The organism is Burkholderia sp. KCJ3K979 (assembly GCF_016759955.1).
Taxonomy (GTDB): domain Bacteria; phylum Pseudomonadota; class Gammaproteobacteria; order Burkholderiales; family Burkholderiaceae; genus Burkholderia; species Burkholderia orbicola.
This window is the reverse complement of sequence record NZ_JACFYV010000034.1, coordinates 1-17,215: the sequence shown is the minus strand read 5'-3', so window position 1 is coordinate 17,215 and position 17,215 is coordinate 1. Positions and strand designations below refer to the sequence as shown.

The 17,215-nt window shown below is 68.8% G+C and carries 14 protein-coding genes; 7 read left to right on the top strand and 7 right to left on the bottom strand.

The genetic code is table 11. The features are described from left to right. Window positions 1–137: 137 nt before the first annotated feature. Together H3O04_RS10745 and H3O04_RS10740 are read right to left on the bottom strand one after the other, a co-directional pair. Window positions 138–1,136: a 2-hydroxyacid dehydrogenase gene (locus tag H3O04_RS10745; protein WP_006476774.1), complete on the bottom strand. Its 999-nt coding sequence runs from the start codon at window positions 1,134–1,136 to the stop codon at window positions 138–140. A gap of 30 nt (window positions 1,137–1,166) precedes the next feature. Next, on the bottom strand, window positions 1,167–2,150 hold the full coding sequence (locus tag H3O04_RS10740) for a LysR family transcriptional regulator (RefSeq protein ID WP_202587653.1): 984 nt from the start codon (window positions 2,148–2,150) through the stop codon (window positions 1,167–1,169). A 761-nt stretch (window positions 2,151–2,911) separates the two neighbouring features. Here H3O04_RS10740 and H3O04_RS10735 point away from each other — a divergent pair. Next, the gene (locus H3O04_RS10735; RefSeq protein ID WP_006476772.1) at window positions 2,912–4,123 is read left to right on the top strand and encodes a pyridoxal-phosphate-dependent aminotransferase family protein; all 1,212 of its coding nucleotides are present in this window, start codon (window positions 2,912–2,914) and stop codon (window positions 4,121–4,123) included. A gap of 27 nt (window positions 4,124–4,150) precedes the next feature. Here H3O04_RS10735 and H3O04_RS10730 read toward each other — a convergent pair whose 3' ends face one another. Continuing rightward, the gene (locus H3O04_RS10730; protein ID WP_012327997.1) at window positions 4,151–5,086 is read right to left on the bottom strand and encodes a helix-turn-helix domain-containing protein; all 936 of its coding nucleotides are present in this window, start codon (window positions 5,084–5,086) and stop codon (window positions 4,151–4,153) included. A gap of 134 nt (window positions 5,087–5,220) precedes the next feature. Between H3O04_RS10730 and H3O04_RS10725 the strand changes: the two genes are divergently transcribed. Then, window positions 5,221–6,111 carry a DMT family transporter gene (locus tag H3O04_RS10725; protein WP_012327998.1) on the top strand — a complete coding sequence of 297 codons (891 nt, stop codon included), beginning with the start codon at window positions 5,221–5,223 and terminating at the stop codon, window positions 6,109–6,111. A 116-nt stretch (window positions 6,112–6,227) separates the two neighbouring features. On the opposite strand, the gene H3O04_RS10720 is transcribed toward H3O04_RS10725, so the two are convergent. Beyond that, entirely contained in the window at window positions 6,228–7,442 is a 1,215-nt protein-coding gene (locus H3O04_RS10720) for an MFS transporter (RefSeq protein ID WP_006476769.1), read from the bottom strand. 335 nt (window positions 7,443–7,777) lie between these two features. Here H3O04_RS10720 and xdhA point away from each other — a divergent pair, with 335 nt between their 5' ends. From xdhA to H3O04_RS10700, 4 genes are all read left to right on the top strand, one after another. Next, window positions 7,778–9,379, top strand: coding sequence for a xanthine dehydrogenase small subunit (gene xdhA, locus H3O04_RS10715; RefSeq protein WP_202587652.1), 1,602 nt, complete (start codon window positions 7,778–7,780; stop codon window positions 9,377–9,379). Window positions 9,380–9,397: 18 nt separating this feature from the next. Beyond that, entirely contained in the window at window positions 9,398–11,761 is a 2,364-nt protein-coding gene (xdhB, locus tag H3O04_RS10710) for a xanthine dehydrogenase molybdopterin binding subunit (protein WP_175781088.1), read from the top strand. Between the two features lie 87 nt (window positions 11,762–11,848). Next, the gene (xdhC, locus tag H3O04_RS10705; protein ID WP_012328004.1) at window positions 11,849–12,517 is read left to right on the top strand and encodes a xanthine dehydrogenase accessory protein XdhC; all 669 of its coding nucleotides are present in this window, start codon (window positions 11,849–11,851) and stop codon (window positions 12,515–12,517) included. A gap of 113 nt (window positions 12,518–12,630) precedes the next feature. Next, window positions 12,631–13,032, top strand: coding sequence for a nuclear transport factor 2 family protein (locus H3O04_RS10700; protein WP_202587651.1), 402 nt, complete (start codon window positions 12,631–12,633; stop codon window positions 13,030–13,032). Between the two features lie 61 nt (window positions 13,033–13,093). Here the strand turns inward: H3O04_RS10700 and H3O04_RS10695 are convergent, their stop codons facing one another. From H3O04_RS10695 to H3O04_RS10685, 3 genes are all read right to left on the bottom strand, one after another. Next, window positions 13,094–14,038 (bottom strand): LysR family transcriptional regulator, encoded by a 945-nt coding sequence (locus H3O04_RS10695; RefSeq protein ID WP_027807430.1) that lies wholly within the window; start codon window positions 14,036–14,038, stop codon window positions 13,094–13,096. Window positions 14,039–14,117: 79 nt separating this feature from the next. After that, complete coding sequence (locus tag H3O04_RS10690; protein WP_012328007.1) at window positions 14,118–14,756, bottom strand: DsbA family protein; 639 nt, start codon at window positions 14,754–14,756, stop codon at window positions 14,118–14,120. Window positions 14,757–14,850: 94 nt separating this feature from the next. Then, window positions 14,851–16,293, bottom strand: a complete 1,443-nt coding sequence (locus H3O04_RS10685) for a TAXI family TRAP transporter solute-binding subunit (RefSeq protein ID WP_053524216.1) — start codon at window positions 16,291–16,293, stop codon at window positions 14,851–14,853. Between the two features lie 433 nt (window positions 16,294–16,726). On the opposite strand from H3O04_RS10685, the gene H3O04_RS10680 reads away from it, so the two are divergent. Next, window positions 16,727–17,092 carry a BON domain-containing protein gene (locus H3O04_RS10680; RefSeq protein ID WP_011544712.1) on the top strand — a complete coding sequence of 122 codons (366 nt, stop codon included), beginning with the start codon at window positions 16,727–16,729 and terminating at the stop codon, window positions 17,090–17,092. Window positions 17,093–17,215 lie beyond the last annotated feature (123 nt).

Sequence of the window (17,215 nt, the reverse complement as noted above, 5' to 3'; positions counted from 1 at the left end):
ATAGCAGACGGCGCGCGCGAAACGTTACTTCAGCCGAAACAATGCGCTGAATTGTTGACGAGGACGAGTGCGGTGCGCGGCAGCACGCACAAGCAAACGATTGCGGATGCGCTGCCGGCCATCAAACGTGCGGTTTCTCAGCGGTTTGCGGTCACGACGTTCTGCGGCGCGCCCGCGTGCCACGCCTCGATGTTCAGCAGCGTCGTGTGCGCGATCTCGGCCAGCGCCTCGCGCGTGAAGAACGCCTGGTGCGACGTGACGATCACGTTCGGGAACGTCAGCAGGCGCGCGAGCACGTCGTCCTGCAGCGGCAGGTCGGAGTGATCCTCGAAGAAGAGCCCGCTTTCCTCCTCGTACACGTCGAGCCCGAGATGGCCGAGCTGGCCGCTCTTGAGCGCGTCGACCAGCGCCTGCGCATCGACGAGGCCGCCACGCCCGGTGTTGATCAGCATTGCGCCGTGCTTCATCCGCGCGAGCGTCCGCTCGTTGATCAGGTGGTGTGTCGACGGCAGCAGCGGGCAATGCAGGCTGACGATGTCGGCATGACGCAGCAGCTCGTCGAGCTCGACGTAGCGCGCGCCGAACGCGATCAGCTCGTCGTTGTACGGCGGCACCGAATGCGCGAGCACGTGCATCCCGAAGCCCATCATGATCTTCGCGAACACGCTGCCGATGATGCCGGTGCCGATCACGCCGACGGTCTTGCCGTGCAGGTCGAAGCCCAGCAGGCCGTTCAGCGAGAAGTCGCCTTCGCGGGTGCGGGCGACGGCGCGCGGCAGGCGGCGATTGAGTGCGAGGATCAGCGCGACCGCGTGCTCGGCGACCGCATGCGGCGAATACGCGGGCACGCGCACGACCGTGATGCCGAGCCGTTCGGCGGCGGCGAGGTCGACATGGTTGAAGCCCGCCGAGCGCAGTGCGATCAGCCGCGTGCCGCCGTCGGCGAGCCGTTCGAGCACGGCCGCGTCGACGGTGTCGTTGACGAACGGGCAGACCACGTCATAGCCGTGCGCGAGGATCGCGGTTTCCGCGTCGAGGTGCGACGGCTGGAAGTGCAGCCGATAGCCGAACTGCCGGTTGGCGGCGGTGAACGAATCGTCGTCGTACTGCCGGCTGCTGAACAGGATCACGCGCACGCTGCACCTCCGATGGCTGACGCGCGCAGTTTACTGCAGCCCCGTGACGATGTCGGAGCGTTCGGGGCCGCGTACCGGCCGCAGGAAGCCGTAATCCGCCTGCTCGCGGGCGGCCGGCGCGCTGAAGTGCTCGAGCGTGTGCTCGACGAAGCTGCGGGTGCGGGCCGGCACGTACTGGCGGTTCGGATAGACGAGCGACAACTGCGTGTCGGGATCGTCGATCCGGTAGCCGGCCATCAGCCGCACGAGCGTGCCGTGGTTGAGTGCGTCGGCGACGCACGGCTCGGGCAGGATCGCGATGCCGGCGCCGGCCACGGCCGCCGCCTGGACGAGCGCGAGCTGGTTGACCGTGCAGGCCGGGCGCACCGTGACCGAATGGGCGACGCCGTCGTGGCCGACCAGTTGCCAGGTCGGTGCGTGCTGGTGCGGCGCGAGCGTGACCCAGTCGTGGCCCGGCAGGTCGTCGGGCACGCGCGGCTCGCCGCGGCGGTCGAGATAGGCCGGCGCCGCGCACGCGACGAACGGGTTCGGTGCGAGCGCATGGCCGATCAGCGTCGGGTTGCCGTCGAGCCGGGTGCCGGTGACGATGCCGACGTCGTAGCCGGAATCGAGCACGTCGAGCGGCCCTTCGGCGACGGTCAGCTGCACGCGCAGCTCGGGGTAGCGGTGCCGGAAGCCGCTGACGAGCGGCGTCAGCGCCAGCGGCGACAGCAGCCCCGACGCGACGACGCGCAGCGTGCCGGCCGGTTCGCGCACGGCATGCGCGACGGACGATTCGAGGTGGTCGAATTCCTCGAGCAGCGCGCGGCAACCATCGAGGTAGCGCACGCCAGCCTCGGTGAGCGACAGATTGCGCGTGGTGCGATGGATCAGCCGTGTGTTCAGGTGGCCCTCGAGCATCGCGATCGAACGCGTGACGAGCGCATTGGACACGCCGAGATGGTGCGCCGCGCGCCGGAAGCTTTGCTGCTCGGCGACGCAGACGAATACACGCATGGTCTGAATCTGGTTCATGGCTTGCGTATTTCTGGCCCGGTTGATTGATTATGGTTGTGATTTTTCGCCGCGCAACGTCGAAAGCGCATCGCGCGGCTCCAGCTTGCCCTCGTATCGAAAAATCGATTTTTCGATTCCGTAGACAATTGTTCAATACAGAACCGATATCCGTCAACCTGAGAAAATGGGCGGCTTGCGTAAAATCGAAATCGCGGGTACCGGTTTAACGCTGCAACGCAGCAAGAACGCACCGGACAAAACCGAATCGGTATTGGAGTATGTGTCGATTTGGAGAATATTTATCAAATTAATCAATGTGTTGTAGGTGGTTCGAGCGAGCGGGTACACGGCAGTGCAGGAGTCGTTCCCCAATACGATCAGGAATGGTGGATGTTTTTTCAACGTTCGGATTTTGTGTATCGAATTCGCTCCGTGATTTGTATCAGGTGGCCGGTGTATTGCGCGCGATCCGCCAATTGGGCTGAGCCGCCGGTTTCGAAGAATCGTCTTGATATTGGCGAAGAAAATCGCGCGTACGGAACCCGAATGGAACCGTTTCGCAACCGGGGGCAATCCTTTTTCCAATCCGGACGATCATCGCGCGTGCGGCGAACGGCCGGTCTGGCCCGGTTCGATGACCGGGCCACCGTCGCGCTGTCCGGACGTGCGTGCCTCTTGCGCGAGGCGGCGGAACACGGAATGATCGATCAGTTCGCCGCGTGCAACGGGCCCCGTGCTGCGGGCGTTCGAGCACTTCCTTTCCTCATCCTTTTCCAGCCATGTCCATCGATTACTCGCCGATTCCCTGTCCCGTCGTCGTGCCGCTCGACGCGATCCTGCCCGAAGAACCGCTGCTGATGATGGGGGCCGGCCCGGTTCCGATTCCGGCCGCGGTGGCCAAGGCGAACACGATCGTGATCAACCACCTCGGCGCGACGATGGCGAAGATCATCGAGCAGGTGAAGGAGATGGCGCGTTACGTGTTCCAGACCCGCACGAAGTGGGTGCTCGGCGTCGCGGGCCCCGGCTCGGCCGCGATGGAAATGGCGATCTCGAACCTCGCATGGCGCGGCACGCGCGTGCTGTCGATCCGCAACGGCTTCTTCAGCGCGCGGATGGCCGAGATGGCCACGCGTGTCGGCGCCGACGTCGCGACGCTCGAAGTGGCCGATCGTGCGGTGGCGAGCCTCGACGAGATCGCCGACGCGATCGCGCGCGAGCGGCCCGAGATCGTCACGATCGTGCAGGGCGAGACGTCGAACACCGTGTGGAACCGCGACCTGCGCGACATCGCGGCGCTCGCGAAGGCGGCCGGCGCGCTGGTCGTCGTCGACGCGGTGTGCACGCTGTCGACGATGCCGCTCGAGATGGACGCGTGGGGCATCGACGCGGTGATCACCGGCGGCCAGAAGGGGCTGTCGTCGATCCCGGGCGTGTCGCTGATCGCGTTCTCCGATGCCGCGTGGGAGCGTATGAAGACGCGCCCCGAGCCGAACGCGCACTGGTGTCTCGACATGGCGCTCGCGGAGAACTTCTGGCACAACGCCGGCTATCACTACACGGCGCCCGTGTCGGGGGTGCTCGCGCTGCACGAGGCGCTGCGGCTGGTTTGCGCGGAGACGCTCGAAAGCCGCTTCGCGCGCCACCTGCGCTGCTCGCTGGCGCTGCAGGCGGGCGTCGAGTCGATGGGGCTCAAGCTCTATGCGCCGAAGGACTGCCGGCTCAATTCGGTGGTCGGGATCGAGACGCCGGAGGGGCTGACGCCCGGGATGGTCTGCGGCCATATCTCGAAGCAGTACCAGGTCGAGATCTCGGGTTCGTTCGGGTTGCCGATCGTGCGGATCGGGCAGATGGGCGAGCAGTGCCGCGAACACAACCTGTTCCGCACGCTGCATGCGTTCGGCCGCACGATGGTCGACCTGAAGGTGCCGGTCGACCTGCCGGCCGGCGTCGCGGCGCTCGAACAGGAACTGTCGCGGCGCGGCGCGTAAGCGCGGAACAGCGGAAAGGGGCCGCGCTCAGCGGCCTTGCATCGCGCGCCGATACGTATTCGGCGTCGTGCCGTGCGCGTCGCGAAAGCGATGGCTGAAGTGGCCGGCGTTCGCGTAGCCGCAGTCGGCCGCGATCTGCGCGAGCGGCAGCGACGTCGTGCGCAGCAGCTCGCGGGCCCGGGCGAGCCGTTGCTCGGCCACCCACGCGTGCGGCGCGCGGCCGAACGACAGCCGGAACATCCGCGAGAAATGGTATTCGGACAGCGCGGCGACCTCGGCAAGTTCGCCGAGCGTCAGCGGCTGCGTGAGATACGTGTCGATGTAGTCGCGCACGCGGCGGCGCACGGCCGGCGCCAGCCCGCCGCGGAACGACGTGTCGGTGCGCGTCGTGCTCTGCCCGCGCAGCAGCAGGCTGAGTACTTCGTGCGCGGTCTCGTTCACGCGCAGCCGCTCGTCGGCATCGTCCCAGCCATCCAGCGCGAGCGAGCGCAGCAGCGCCGCGACGCGTGCATCCTCGAAATAGGTGCGATCGGCGAGCTTCAGCTCGCGCGGCTCGCGATCGAGCTCGCGGATCGCACGCTGCGTGAAGTGCTCGGGCAGGAAATAGAGGTGGATGAAATGCATTTCGCCGCGCACCCACCAGCGTGATTCATGGTCGCCCGGCAACGCGCACAGCAGGCTCGGCGCGCCGTAGCGCGGCACGCGCTGGCGCTCGGTCCGGTAGCCGCCGTCGAGGTAGCACGACAGCGTGTGGTGGCCGGGTTGCTCGTAGACCGTCTCGCTTTCATCGGTGATCCGCGTCCATTCGGCGATCGCGAGGTGATCGCCGAGCCATGCGAAGCGCTCGAGCGTCGCGTTCGCGTCGGCGAGCGTGCGACAGACCGACTGCAGGCCGAACGGCAGATCGCCGCCGGCCAGGGCGGCGGCGCGATCGACGGGCGGGGCGCAGAGGGAGAGACTCATGATGCGCCGAGTATAAGCGGGCACGCGGCGCCGCGTGCGGCGCGCCGAAAAAGACCGCAATTCCGGACAATCGACCCACGCTGGGCGACGGCATAGTCGGGATCCCGATTCACCCGATTGTCCGGAATGCCGCCATGAACCTGTCGCTTTATTTCGTCACCGTGCTGATCTGGGGCACCACCTGGATCGCGATCAAGTGGCAGCTCGGCTCGGTGCCGCCGCCCGTGTCGATCGCGTGGCGCTTCTGGCTCGCGGCCGCCGTGCTGTTCGCGCTGCTGCGCGTGATGCGCCGCCCGGTGCGCCCGCCGCGCGAGGCGTGGCGCTTTCTCGTCGCGCAGGGCTTCGCGCTGTTCTGCCTGAACTTCCTGTGCTTCTACTACGCGGAGCAGGTCGTGCCGAGCGGCCTCGTCGCGGTGATCTTCTCGACCGCGCCGCTGCTGAACTCGATCAACGGCCGGTTGTTCATGGGCCGCCCGCTGCGGCCGTCGGCGATCGCCGGCGCGCTGCTCGGCCTGACGGGCATCGCATGCCTGTTCTGGCAGCAGATGGCCGGCCATCTCGACGACCATGCGACGTGGACGGGGCTCGCGATCGCGTTCGCCGGCACGATGTGCTTCTCGGCGGGCAACCTGCTGTCGAGCCGGATGCAGTCGATGGGGCTGCATCCGCTCGTGACCAACGGCTGGGCGATGCTGATCGGCGCGGCGATCCTGACCGTCGGCAGCGCGGCGGCCGGGATGCCGTTCACGCTCGACACGAGCCCGCGCTATCTCGGCGCGCTAGTGTATCTCGCCGTGCCGGGCTCGGTGATCGGCTTCACCGCTTACCTGACGCTCGTCGGCCGGATCGGACCGGAGCGCGCGGCGTACTGCACGGTGCTGTTCCCGATCGTCGCGCTGGCCGTGTCGACGGTGTTCGAGGGCTACCAGTGGTCGCCGCTGGCGGTGCTGGGGCTGCTGCTCGTGGTGGCCGGCAATCTCGTCGCGTTCGACCTCACGCGGAAGCTGTTTCTGCGGACGGCGTGATCGATCCTCGCTGTCGTCATATCGATCGACGGATGAAAAAACGCCCGCATCGCGCGGGCGTTTTATTTTGGCGGCGGGGCGAAGGTCGCGGCCGGCCGCCGTGCACGGCGCAGGCATCACGCCGTCGCGCCGCTCCCCGCCACGCGCGCCTGCCGCTGATACAGCACCATCGATAGCGCGACGCCCGCCGCGGCGGCCACCGCCGCGAACAGGAATACCTGCGGATAGCCGAACGCACCTGCCACATAGCCGGCCAGCGGGCCGGTGATGCCGAGCGACAGGTCGAGGAACACCGAGTACGCGGACAGCGCCGCGCCACGGCTCGCGGGCGGCACGAGCGCGACGGCCTCGACGCCGAGCGCCGGGAAGATCAGCGCGAAGCCGAAGCCCGTGAGCGCCGCGCCGACCAGCGCGACGTGCGGTACCGGCGCGAGCCACAGCAGCAGCAGGCCCGCGGATTCGAACGCGAACGACACGATCGCGACGCGGAAGCCGCCGTAGGTCTTGATCGTGTTCGCGAACAGCAGGCGCGCGCCGATGAACAGCGTGCCGAATACCGTCAGCGACAGCGCGGCGTTCGGCCAGTGGCGCGCCGCGTAGTACAGCGTGACGAAGGTGGCGATCGAGCCGAAGCCGGCCGAACCGAGCGCGAGACCGAGGCCGTGCGGCAGCACGCGCGTGAACACGCTCGCATACGACATCCGTTCGCCGTGCACCAGCGGCACCGGCGCGATCAGGCGGGCGAGGTAGAAGCCGAGCGCGGCCAGCGCGATCACGATCACGCCGATCAGCGCCGGATTCAGCGTATGCGCGATCGCGACGCCGACCGGCGCGCCGAGCGCGAGCGCGCCGTAGGTCGCGATGCCGTTCCACGAGATCACCTTCGCGTTGTGCGCGACGCCGACCCGGCCGATGCCCCACAGGATCGCGCCGGTGCCGCACAGGCTTTCGCCGACGCCGAGCACGAGCCGGCTCGCGACCAGCAGCACGAGGCTCGCGACCGGCCAGTGCGCGAGCAGCAGCGCGACGAGCAGCAGCACGCCCGACACGCCGCAGCCGACCAGCCCGCGCAGCACGGTCTGCTTCGGCCCGAGCGTATCGGCGAGGCGCCCGGCGAGCGGCCGCGAGGCGAGCGTCGCGAAGTACTGGACGCTGATCGCGCCACCCGCGACGATCGCCGAAAAGCCGAGGTCGTCGTGGACGAAGCCCGGCAGCACCGCGAGCGGCAGGCCGATGGTCAGGTAGCAGATGAACGTGAAGCAGACGACGGACACGATTTGCAGCGTGACCGCGAACCCGCTGCGCGGCGGTGTGGCGGAATCGGAGGACATGGGGTCGGAACGAATGACGGAACGAACGGAAAACGGCGGAAAAGGGAATCGGGATTTTCCCATGGAACCGGTTTTCCCGCAGGTACCATTTAGTTAATCGAGCCCCGTTCCGGAGGATCGCGGACGGTCGCGGGCGACCGGGACGGGCCCGAGCGCACCGTGCGGCAAGGGTGTCGGCCGGCCGGGCCCGCATATCGCGGCAGTTATATGAGCCGCATGCGTGATGGGCTATGGGTTGCGGAATTTGACGGTGATAGCGTGCAAACTGTCAGAAAAACGTCGGTCGAGCGCTCCGCGCAGGCCGCCTTGCCCCCCATTTGAAGAAACGCCGAGACATGAGTGAGCCGATCCGCTTCTATCATCGTCACGCGATCCGCGAAGTCAGCGGCGCGGACGTGACCCGCACCGTGCTGCAATACCTGCGCGAGGACGCGCATTGCACCGGCACCAAGGAAGGCTGCGCGGAAGGCGACTGCGGCGCGTGCACGGTCGTCGTCGGCGAGCTGACCGATGCCGGCGCGGTCGAGTTCAAGGCCGTCAACGCGTGCATCCAGTTCCTGCCGACGCTCGACGGCAAGGCGCTCCTGACGGTCGAGGACCTGCGCCAGCCGGACGGCACGCTGCATCCGGTGCAGCAGGCGATGGTCGATTGCCACGGTTCGCAATGCGGGTTCTGCACGCCCGGCTTCGTGATGTCGATGTGGGCGCTGTACGAGAAGCACGGCCACGAAGGCTGCGGCAGTGCGTGCGCGAAGGCGAAGGACGTGCCGACGCGCACCGAGATCGCCGATGCGCTGACCGGCAACCTGTGCCGCTGCACCGGCTATCGCCCGATCGTCGATGCGGCGGTGCGGATGTTCGACGCGGCCGGCGAAGGTGCGACCGGCGAAGGCGCGGCCGGCGAAGGTGCTCAGGCACCGTCGGCGCCGGTCGACACGGCCGCGCTCGCCCGCACGCTTGCATCGCTCAAGCGCGACGACACGTTCGACTACACGACGGTCAACGGCGAACGCTTCGCGGCGCCGCGCACGCTCGACGCATTGGCCGCGCTGAAGGCGGAGCGCCCCGACGCGCGCATTCTCGCCGGCAGCACCGACATCGGCCTGTGGGTCACGAAGCAGATGCGCCGCCTCGACGACCTGATCTACGTCGGCCAGATCGCCGAACTGCAGCAGATCGTGCACGGCGACGACTGGATCGGGATCGGCGCAGGCGTGACGGTCGAGAAGGCCTATGCGGCGCTGGCCGGCACGTATCCGGAACTGACCGAGATGTGGAAGCGCTTCGCGTCGCTGCCGATCCGCAACGCGGGCACGCTCGGCGGCAACGTCGCGAACGGCTCGCCGATCGGCGATTCGATGCCGGGCCTGATCGCGCTCGGCGCGCGCGTCGTGCTGCGCGGCGGCGACACGGTGCGCGAGCTGCCGCTCGAGGCGCTCTATACGGGCTACCAGCAGAAGGACATGGCGCCGCACGAATTCGTCGTCGGCCTGAAGGTGCCGACCCGCACCGGCGCGCGCGACAAGCTGCAGTTCCGCACGTACAAGCTGTCGAAGCGCTTCGACTCGGACATCTCGGCCGTGTGCGCGGCGTTCGCGTTCATCGCGGACGGCGACACGATCCGCGAACCGCGCATCGCGTTCGGCGGAATGGCCGCGACGCCGAAGCGCGCGGCCAATACGGAAGCCGTGCTCGACGGCGCGCAGTGGCACGAAGCCACCGCGCAGGCCGCGATGCAGGCGCTCGAGCGCGACTACCAGCCGTTGTCCGACATGCGCGCGACGAGCACGTATCGGCTCGAGACCGCGAAGAACCTGATGTATCGATTCTGGCTGGAGACGCGTCCGCACGACCCGCTGCCGCCGCAAGCCTTGAACGTGCGCGAAGTGGCCGCCGAAATCGCCGCTGAAGCGGCCAACGACGCGGCGCGCGTCTGACGAGGGAGAACACCGAACATGAACCAGCAAGCAGAACCGTTCCTGAGCACCCTCGATCCGCAGGCCGACGCCGCGCAGGTGCACGTGTCGCGCGCCCACGAATCCGCCCACCTGCACGTGAGCGGGCGCGCCACCTACACCGACGACATTCCGCTCGTCGCCGGCACGCTGCACGCGGCGCTCGGGTTGTCGGCGAAGCCGCACGCGAAGATCGTGTCGATGAACTTCGACGCGGTGCGCGCGACGCCGGGCGTGGTCGCCGTGTTCACGGCCGACGACATCCCGGGCGTCAACGATTGCGGCCCGATCATCCACGACGATCCGGTGCTCGCAAAGGGCGTCGTGCAGTTCGTCGGCCAGCCGATGTTCATCGTCGTCGCGACGTCGCACGAAACCGCGCGGCTCGCCGCGCGCCGCGCGCAGGTCGACTACGAGGAGCTGCCGGCGATTTTGACCGCGCAGGAAGCGCGCAAGGCCGAAACCTACGTGATCCCGCCGCTGAAGCTCGCACGCGGCGACGCGGCCGCGCGGCTCGCCGCCGCACCGCACCGCGAGTCGGGCGAGATGCTGCTCGGCGGGCAGGAGCAGTTCTACCTCGAAGGGCAGATCGCGTACGCGGTGCCGAAGGACGACGACGGGATGCACGTGTACTGCTCGACGCAGCACCCGAGCGAGATGCAGCACCTCGTCGCGCACGTGCTCGGCGTCGCGTCGCACAACGTGCTGGTCGAATGCCGCCGGATGGGCGGCGGATTCGGCGGCAAGGAATCGCAGTCGGGGCTGTTCGCGTGCTGCGCGGCGCTCGCCGCATGGAAGCTGCTGTGCCCGGTGAAGCTGCGCCCGGACCGCGACGACGACATGATGATCACCGGCAAGCGGCACGACTTCCATTACCGCTTCGACGTCGGCTACGACGACGATGGCCGCATCGACGGCGTAGCGCTCGACATGACGTCGCGCTGCGGCTTCTCGGCCGACTTGTCCGGCCCGGTGATGACGCGCGCGGTGTGCCACTTCGACAACGCGTACTGGCTCGGCGACGTCGACATCGCCGGCTACTGCGGCAAGACCAACACGCAGTCGAACACCGCGTTCCGCGGCTTCGGCGGCCCGCAGGGTGCGTTCGCGATCGAATACATCCTCGACGACATCGCGCGTTCGCTCGGCCGCGATCCGCTCGACGTCCGCTACGCGAACCTGTATGGCAAGACCGAGCGCAACGTGACGCCGTACGGGCAGACGGTCGAGGACAACGTGCTGCAGGAGCTGCTCGGCGAACTCGAGACGACGAGCGACTACCGTGCGCGGCGCGCGGGCGTGCGCGCCTTCAACGCACGCAACACTGTGTTGAAGAAGGGCATCGCGCTCACGCCGGTGAAGTTCGGCATCGCGTTCAACGTCACGCACTTCAACCAGGCCGGCGCGCTGGTGCACATCTACACCGACGGCTCGGTGCTCGTGAACCACGGCGGCACGGAGATGGGGCAGGGGCTCAACACGAAGGTCGCGCAGGTGGTCGCGCACGAGCTCGGCATCCGCTTCGGCCGGATCCGCGTGACGGCGACCGACACGAGCAAGGTCGCGAACACGTCCGCGACGGCGGCGTCGACGGGCTCGGACCTGAACGGCAAGGCCGCGCAGGATGCGGCGCGCCAGTTGCGCGAGCGGCTCGCGGTGTTCGCGGCGAAGCAGTTCGGCGACGGCAAGGTCGATGCGGCCGACGTGAAGTTCGGCAACGACGTCGTGTGGGTCGGCGGCCATGGCGTGCCGTTCGGCGAAGTGATCGCGAAGGCGTACCTCGCGCGTGTGCAGCTGTGGTCCGACGGCTTCTATGCGACGCCGAAGCTGCACTGGGATCAGTCGAAGCTGCAGGGCCGGCCGTTCTACTACTACTCGTACGGCGCGGCCGTGTCGGAAGTCGTGATCGACACGCTGACCGGCGAAATGCGCACGCTGCGCGTCGATGCGCTGCACGACGTGGGCGCGTCGCTGAACCCGGCGCTCGACATCGGCCAGGTCGAAGGCGCGTTCATCCAGGGGATGGGCTGGCTGACGACCGAGGAGCTGTGGTGGAACCAGGGCGGCAAGCTGATGACGCACGCGCCGTCCACGTACAAGATCCCGACGGTGAACGACACGCCGCCCGAGTTCAACGTGCGGCTGTTCCAGAACCGCAACGTCGAGGACAGCATCCACCGTTCGAAGGCCGTCGGCGAACCGCCGCTGCTGCTGCCGTTCTCGGTGTTCTTCGCGGTGCGCGACGCCGTGGCCGCGGTCGGCGACTACCAGGTGAACCCGCCGCTCGACGCGCCGGCCACCGGCGAGTCGATCCTGCGCGCGATCGGCGCGGTGCGGGCGGCGAGCGCCGCGCGGGCAGGCTGAGATGAACCGCCTCTCCACGCTCGCTTCGTGCGCCGGCCCCGACGGGGCGGTCAGCCTCGTCGTCAGGCCGGCTCGGCGGAGGCCGGCATGAACGGCCCCGCTCGTTCGCCTCGTGCCGCGTCGCAGGCGCCCGCCGCCGGCTGCGACGGCGCGTGCGGCAGCGCGCCGTCGTCGATGCAGCCGTTCGCGCCGGGCACCGGCCAGCGCAACCGCGCGACCGGCGCGCCGGCGCCGATGCACATCGTGCTGTTCGGTGCGGGGCACGTCGGCCACGCGCTCGTCACGCTGCTCGGCGCGCTGCCGTGCGTCGTGCAGTGGGTCGACACGCGCGACGAGCTGTTTCCGGACGAATGTCCGCCGAACGTGCAGCCGGAGCCGACCGACACGCCGGAGGCCGTCGTCGACGCGGCGCCGCCCGGCGCGTACTTCCTCGTGATGACGCACAACCATGCGCTCGACTTCTCGCTCGCCGCGCAGATCATGCGGCGGCGCGACTACGCGTACTTCGGGATGATCGGCTCGCGCACCAAGCGCGTGAAGTTCGAGCGCAGGCTCGCTGCGCGCGGCGTCGATCCGGCGCGGCTCGTGGAGATGGTGTGTCCGATCGGCGTCGCGGGCATCGTCGACAAGGCGCCGGGCGCGATCGCAGTGGCCGTCTGCGCGGAACTGCTGCAGGCCCGCTCGGGCATGCCGGTGGCCGATGCGAAGGCGGCTGCGGCCGGCCGCGCACGCGACGACGTGTCCTGCGCGCGATAAAGCCACGGTAAAACGGCGACGCCGCGCGGCCGGCGCACGGCCGCGCGTTTTTGCATACACTGCACGACCATGCGCGGCAGCGGGTCGCGCTTCACCTCACCGTGCACGCACCCATGTCCGATCACTCCGTCTATCTCGACGCGCTCGATGCGAGCCTCGTCGCCATCGAGCGCTGGCTATCCGGCGTCGATACCGCGCCCGCGGCGCTCGATGCACTGCTCGCCACGTTTTCCGCGGACTTCACGATGATCCTGACCGACGGCCGGGTGGTCGACCATGACGGCATGCACGCGCTGTTCGCGAAGCTGGCCGGCGCGAAGCCGGGGCTGCGCATCACGCTGTCGAAGATCCGCGTGCTCGCGGCCGACGCATCGCATGCGGTGCTCACCTATCTCGAAGCGCAGCACGCGGCAGCGGGCGAGCTGCCCGCGCGCCGTGCGACCGCCGTGTTCACGCGTGATGCGGCGGGCGTCGTGCGCTGGACCCATCTGCAGGAAACCTTCTGCACGGCCTGAGCGGCTGCGCTGCCTGACCCGTCGCGCTGCCTGCCCCGTCATACTGCGCTTCGGCCGCGCGTCAGCGCTTGCGCGTGCGGGCGACCGTCAGCTCGTCGGACACGCTCTGCATCAGCGCGCACAGCCACGCGATGTCGGTCGGCCGATCGGGTTGCGGGTGCGTGAGCAGGTAGCTCTTGATGCGCGGGAACGGCACGGGCGGCGTGACGACGACGAGCGGCAGCAGTTGCGCATAGTGTGTCGCGAAGCGGCGCGTCGTCGTGAAGATCAGGTCCGACTGCAGCAGCACCTGCGGCACGATGCCGAAGTACGGCAGCGTCGTCACGATACGCCGCGTGAGGCGCGCGCGTGCCAGGCCGATTTCGATCGCGTTGCGCTTGTCGCCGGTGTACGGCGTCGGTGCGACGTGCGCGGCCGATGCATACGCTTCGCGCGTGAGCGGCGCGCGGGCAAGCGGATGCGCGTCGCGCATCAGGCACACGATCGTGTCGGAGAACAGGTCCTGGCGCGCGAACTGCGGGTCGGGCTTCGGCCAGTTGCCGATCACGAGATCGAGCGCGCCCGATTCGAGCGCGCCCGCGTGGTCGAGCGCGGGATTGAGCGAATCGATTTCCAGATGGGCATGCGGCGCCGCGTCGCGAAAGCGCTCGATCAGCGTCGGCATGAAGAAGTCGTTCAGGTAGTCGGGCGCGGCGACGCGGAACGTGCGCCGCGCGGATGACGGATCGAAGTCGCCGTGCGGCGTCGCGATGAAATCGACCTCGCGCAGCGCCCGCGACGCGGCTTCGAGCAGCGACGCGCCGTATTCGGTCGGCACCATGCCCGATTTGCCGCGCACGAGGATCGGGTCGTTCAGCGTCTCGCGCAGCTTGCGCAGCGCGGTGCTGATCGCGGGCTGGGTCTGGTTCAGCCGCAACGCGGCCTGCGTGACGCTGCGCTCGAGCAGCAGCGTGCGCAGCACGCGCACGAGCCAGATGTCGAGCGAGGCGGTACGGTCGTCTTCCATGGGTGGAGGGATTCGGGGGACGCGTAACCTTACCGCAGCCGCACGTTGCCGTGCGTGATACCGGCCATCACGCACGCCATCACGCGCGGCCCTTCGGCAGCGTGCTGATCCGCTTGACCTCGCGCGATTCGAGCCAGTTCGGCGTGCGCGCGCAGTACAGCACCATCGGCAGCGCGTCCTCGCCCCAGAACAGTTGCTGGTTCATCCAGAACGTCGGCACGCCGAACACACCGAGCGCGATCGCGTCGGTCGTGTTGCGGGTCAGTTGCGCAGCGGTTTCCTCGAATTCGATCAGCTCGTCGCCGTGACCCACGCCGACGCGTTCGCACAGCGCGGCGAAGCCTTCCGGCGTCGACGGATCGTTGCCTTCGCGCCAGATGAACCGGAACATTTCCAGCACCGTCACGATATCGGCGCGCAGCGCGATCGCGAGGCGCAGCACCTTGTCGGAATCGAACGGGTGCGCGGGCGGCATCTTGAAACGGATGCCGAGCTGCTCCGCGCGAAACAGCGCGTGACGGTACGTGAACACGCGCTTGGCCGGCACGTCGGCGGTCGGGCGCTGGCCCCAGTGGCGCTGCAGGTCGCTTAGCGACACGGGCACGGGGACGAACGGCACGTCCGGCCATTTGTCGTGCTGCTCCAGCAGCAGATACGAGAACGGCGACACGAAGTCGAAGAACCAGGCGGGTTGGGTGGTATCGAGGCCGGTTGTCATGTCGTTCTCCAGAAGGTGGGGCGTGCGGCGCCTGGCGGCGGCCTCCATGTTACGCGGCGGCGCGCGCATGCAGCAATGATCGCGGATCGTTCGCTCACGCGGAACCGGGAGTCGCCCGGGGGGCGTCGCCAGCCGGCGGTGGCGCGGCTTGCGCGCGTGCCGGCGGGCTGCCGGCCCCGGGCGGGCCCGCCGGCGCATCCTGGTCGTGCGCGGTGAGCCGTTCGCGCACGAAGCCGATGTGCTCGCGTAGTACGTAGAACTGACCGGCGTACGCGAGCGGCATCTTCATCCGGTTCACGGCTTCCTCGATGTCGTCGAGCTGGTCGAGCAACTGCACGCGCTCCTCGGCCGTATGGTCGCCGAGCGCGCTGCGTTCGAGCGCGATCAGCGCGCCGTACCAGCGGTAGATGCGCGAGCGCACCCGCCAGCCGTACAGCGACGGCACGAGCCGCAGCCCGGGAATCAGCACGACGATCAGCGGTACCAGCACGACCAGCAACCGGTCGACCAGGCTCGCGACCCAGAACGGCAGCCGCCGGTACAGGAAGGTCTTGCCCGACTTGTAATAGCGCGACGCGTCGTCGGACAGCGGGAAGCCGCGCGTGACCGGCGACGGGAATTCGCCCGCGTGCTGCAGGATCGTCGCGTGGCCGTGCACTTCGCGCGCGGCCTCGATCAGCAGGTCGGACAGCGCGGGGTGCAGCGAGTCGCGCGCGACGAGTTCGATCGTCGGCGCGACCGTGTGGATATCGGCGGGCGGCAGGTTGAGACCGAGATCGTAGACGCCCATCGGCAGCGTGATCGCGGTCAGGTACGGAAAGCGCCGCGCGTACGCCTCGGCCTGCGTGAACGAATACACGTGCACGCCCGGCGCGCGGAACAGCTTCGCCATCACCGGGATCTGCGTCGAATCGCCGGACAGGAAGGCCGCGTCGATCTTGCCGTCGAGCAGCGCGGTCGCCGCGTCCTCGCCGGCGGTCGGCAGGAGCGCGGTCGGGCCGCCCGGCACGATGCCGTTCATCTTCAGCAGAGCGAGGCTCAGTTCGCGCGCGCCGCTGCCTTCCGCACCGAGCGCGAGCCGCTTGCCCTTGAAGTCGGACAGGCGCGCGACGACCGGGCCGCGGTACATGATCGCGAGCGGCACGTAGCCGATGCTGCCGAGCGACACGAGATGCTCGTCGCGCTCCTTCGGGCCGATGCCGCTCTGCACGAATCCGACGTCGACCGGCGCGTTCGGATTCGACAGCCGCGCGAGGTTCTGCGCGGAACCTTCGGACGATTGAACGTCGAGCGTGACGCCGTTTTTAGCGAGAATCGTCTTGTACTTCTGCGCGGCGTTCCAGTACGTGCTGCCGGGCGGCCCGGACGAGATCACGAGCGTGGACGGCGGCGCCGGCTGGATCAGCTTGACCGCGAGCCAGACGGCCGCGCCGGCGAGCAGCACGGTCGGGCCGATCGACAGCGCGAGGTCGCGCCACGAGACGGCGACGAAGCGGGCGAGGATGCGGCGCGGCGGGCGAGGGCGGGCAGGCTTCATGGGGTTGGCGGATGACGCTGGCGTGACGCATCGGTGACGGTCGTCGCGGGACGACGTGGAGTCTCGCGGCGATGGTACCCGGTTTCCCCGCGCCTGCGCGAGTCGGGGAGAGTATTGCACCGCGGCACCGGGACGGCGGCGGGCACCCCCGCGTCAAAAGCTTTGCGCTTCGGCGGGCGCTGGATTACATTGTGCGACGCAGCCGCGCCCGATTCGCGCGCGACCCGGCACGTCATCAGACCGGGCGCGTCCGGCCGGCGGTTGCCCGGCCCGGCCGGCCCGCTTTCGCGTGCGCCGGCCGCCGGCCCGTGACGCCTCTCTCGTATCGCCGTGGAAAACACCGGCTGTCCCGCCCGTTCGCGCGCGGGCCGGCTGTTTTTGGGGGTATTCGGCCGTACTGTGCACGGCCGTTCCGGAGTGATAAGGAGATAGCATGAAGTCGATCGTGTTGAGAGCGTTGGGTGTCGCCGCCGTGGCGGCCTGTCTGTCGGGCAGCGTGTATGCGCAGTCGAGCGACGCAGCGGCCACGGAAGCGCCGGCGGCGGCGAGCAGCGCGCCGAAGGCCGCCGCGAAAACCGCGAAGAAGGCGAACCGCAAGCTCGGCTACGCGGTGCGCAAGGCCATTACGAAGGCAGGCGGCATCGACGTGGCGAACATCGTCGTGCGTTCGAAGGGCGGCGCGATCTCGCTGGAGGGCACGGTGCCCGACCAGGCACAGATCGACAAGGCGGAAGAGGCGGCGAAGAGCGTGAAGGGCGTGACGTCGGTCACGAACAAGCTGACGGTTCAGCAGCAGTAACGCCGGGCGGCGGCGCGCGAGCGCCGCGTGCGCCCGTTTTCAGGCGGGCCCCGGCATGCCGGGGCCCGTTTGCGCTTCAGAGGCCGAACGCCGCGCGCGACGCGGCGGCGGACCGATAACGAT

What these genes read in the sequence shown, in the direction of transcription:
- H3O04_RS10725 (WP_012327998.1), top strand. Translation starts at nt 5,221, where the DNA reads ATGAACCTGTCGCTTTATTTCGTCACCGTGCTGATCTGGGGCACCACC.
- H3O04_RS10700 (WP_202587651.1), top strand. Translation starts at nt 12,631, where the DNA reads ATGTCCGATCACTCCGTCTATCTCGACGCGCTCGATGCGAGCCTCGTC.
- H3O04_RS10720 (WP_006476769.1), bottom strand. Translation starts at nt 7,442, where the DNA reads ATGTCCTCCGATTCCGCCACACCGCCGCGCAGCGGGTTCGCGGTCACG.
- H3O04_RS10685 (WP_053524216.1), bottom strand. Translation starts at nt 16,293, where the DNA reads ATGAAGCCTGCCCGCCCTCGCCCGCCGCGCCGCATCCTCGCCCGCTTC.
- H3O04_RS10735 (WP_006476772.1), top strand. Translation starts at nt 2,912, where the DNA reads ATGTCCATCGATTACTCGCCGATTCCCTGTCCCGTCGTCGTGCCGCTC.
- H3O04_RS10695 (WP_027807430.1), bottom strand. Translation starts at nt 14,038, where the DNA reads ATGGAAGACGACCGTACCGCCTCGCTCGACATCTGGCTCGTGCGCGTG.
- H3O04_RS10690 (WP_012328007.1), bottom strand. Translation starts at nt 14,756, where the DNA reads ATGACAACCGGCCTCGATACCACCCAACCCGCCTGGTTCTTCGACTTC.
- H3O04_RS10740 (WP_202587653.1), bottom strand. Translation starts at nt 2,150, where the DNA reads ATGAACCAGATTCAGACCATGCGTGTATTCGTCTGCGTCGCCGAGCAG.
- xdhB (WP_175781088.1), top strand. Translation starts at nt 9,398, where the DNA reads ATGAACCAGCAAGCAGAACCGTTCCTGAGCACCCTCGATCCGCAGGCC.
- H3O04_RS10680 (WP_011544712.1), top strand. Translation starts at nt 16,727, where the DNA reads ATGAAGTCGATCGTGTTGAGAGCGTTGGGTGTCGCCGCCGTGGCGGCC.
- xdhC (WP_012328004.1), top strand. Translation starts at nt 11,849, where the DNA reads ATGAACGGCCCCGCTCGTTCGCCTCGTGCCGCGTCGCAGGCGCCCGCC.
- xdhA (WP_202587652.1), top strand. Translation starts at nt 7,778, where the DNA reads ATGAGTGAGCCGATCCGCTTCTATCATCGTCACGCGATCCGCGAAGTC.
- H3O04_RS10730 (WP_012327997.1), bottom strand. Translation starts at nt 5,086, where the DNA reads ATGAGTCTCTCCCTCTGCGCCCCGCCCGTCGATCGCGCCGCCGCCCTG.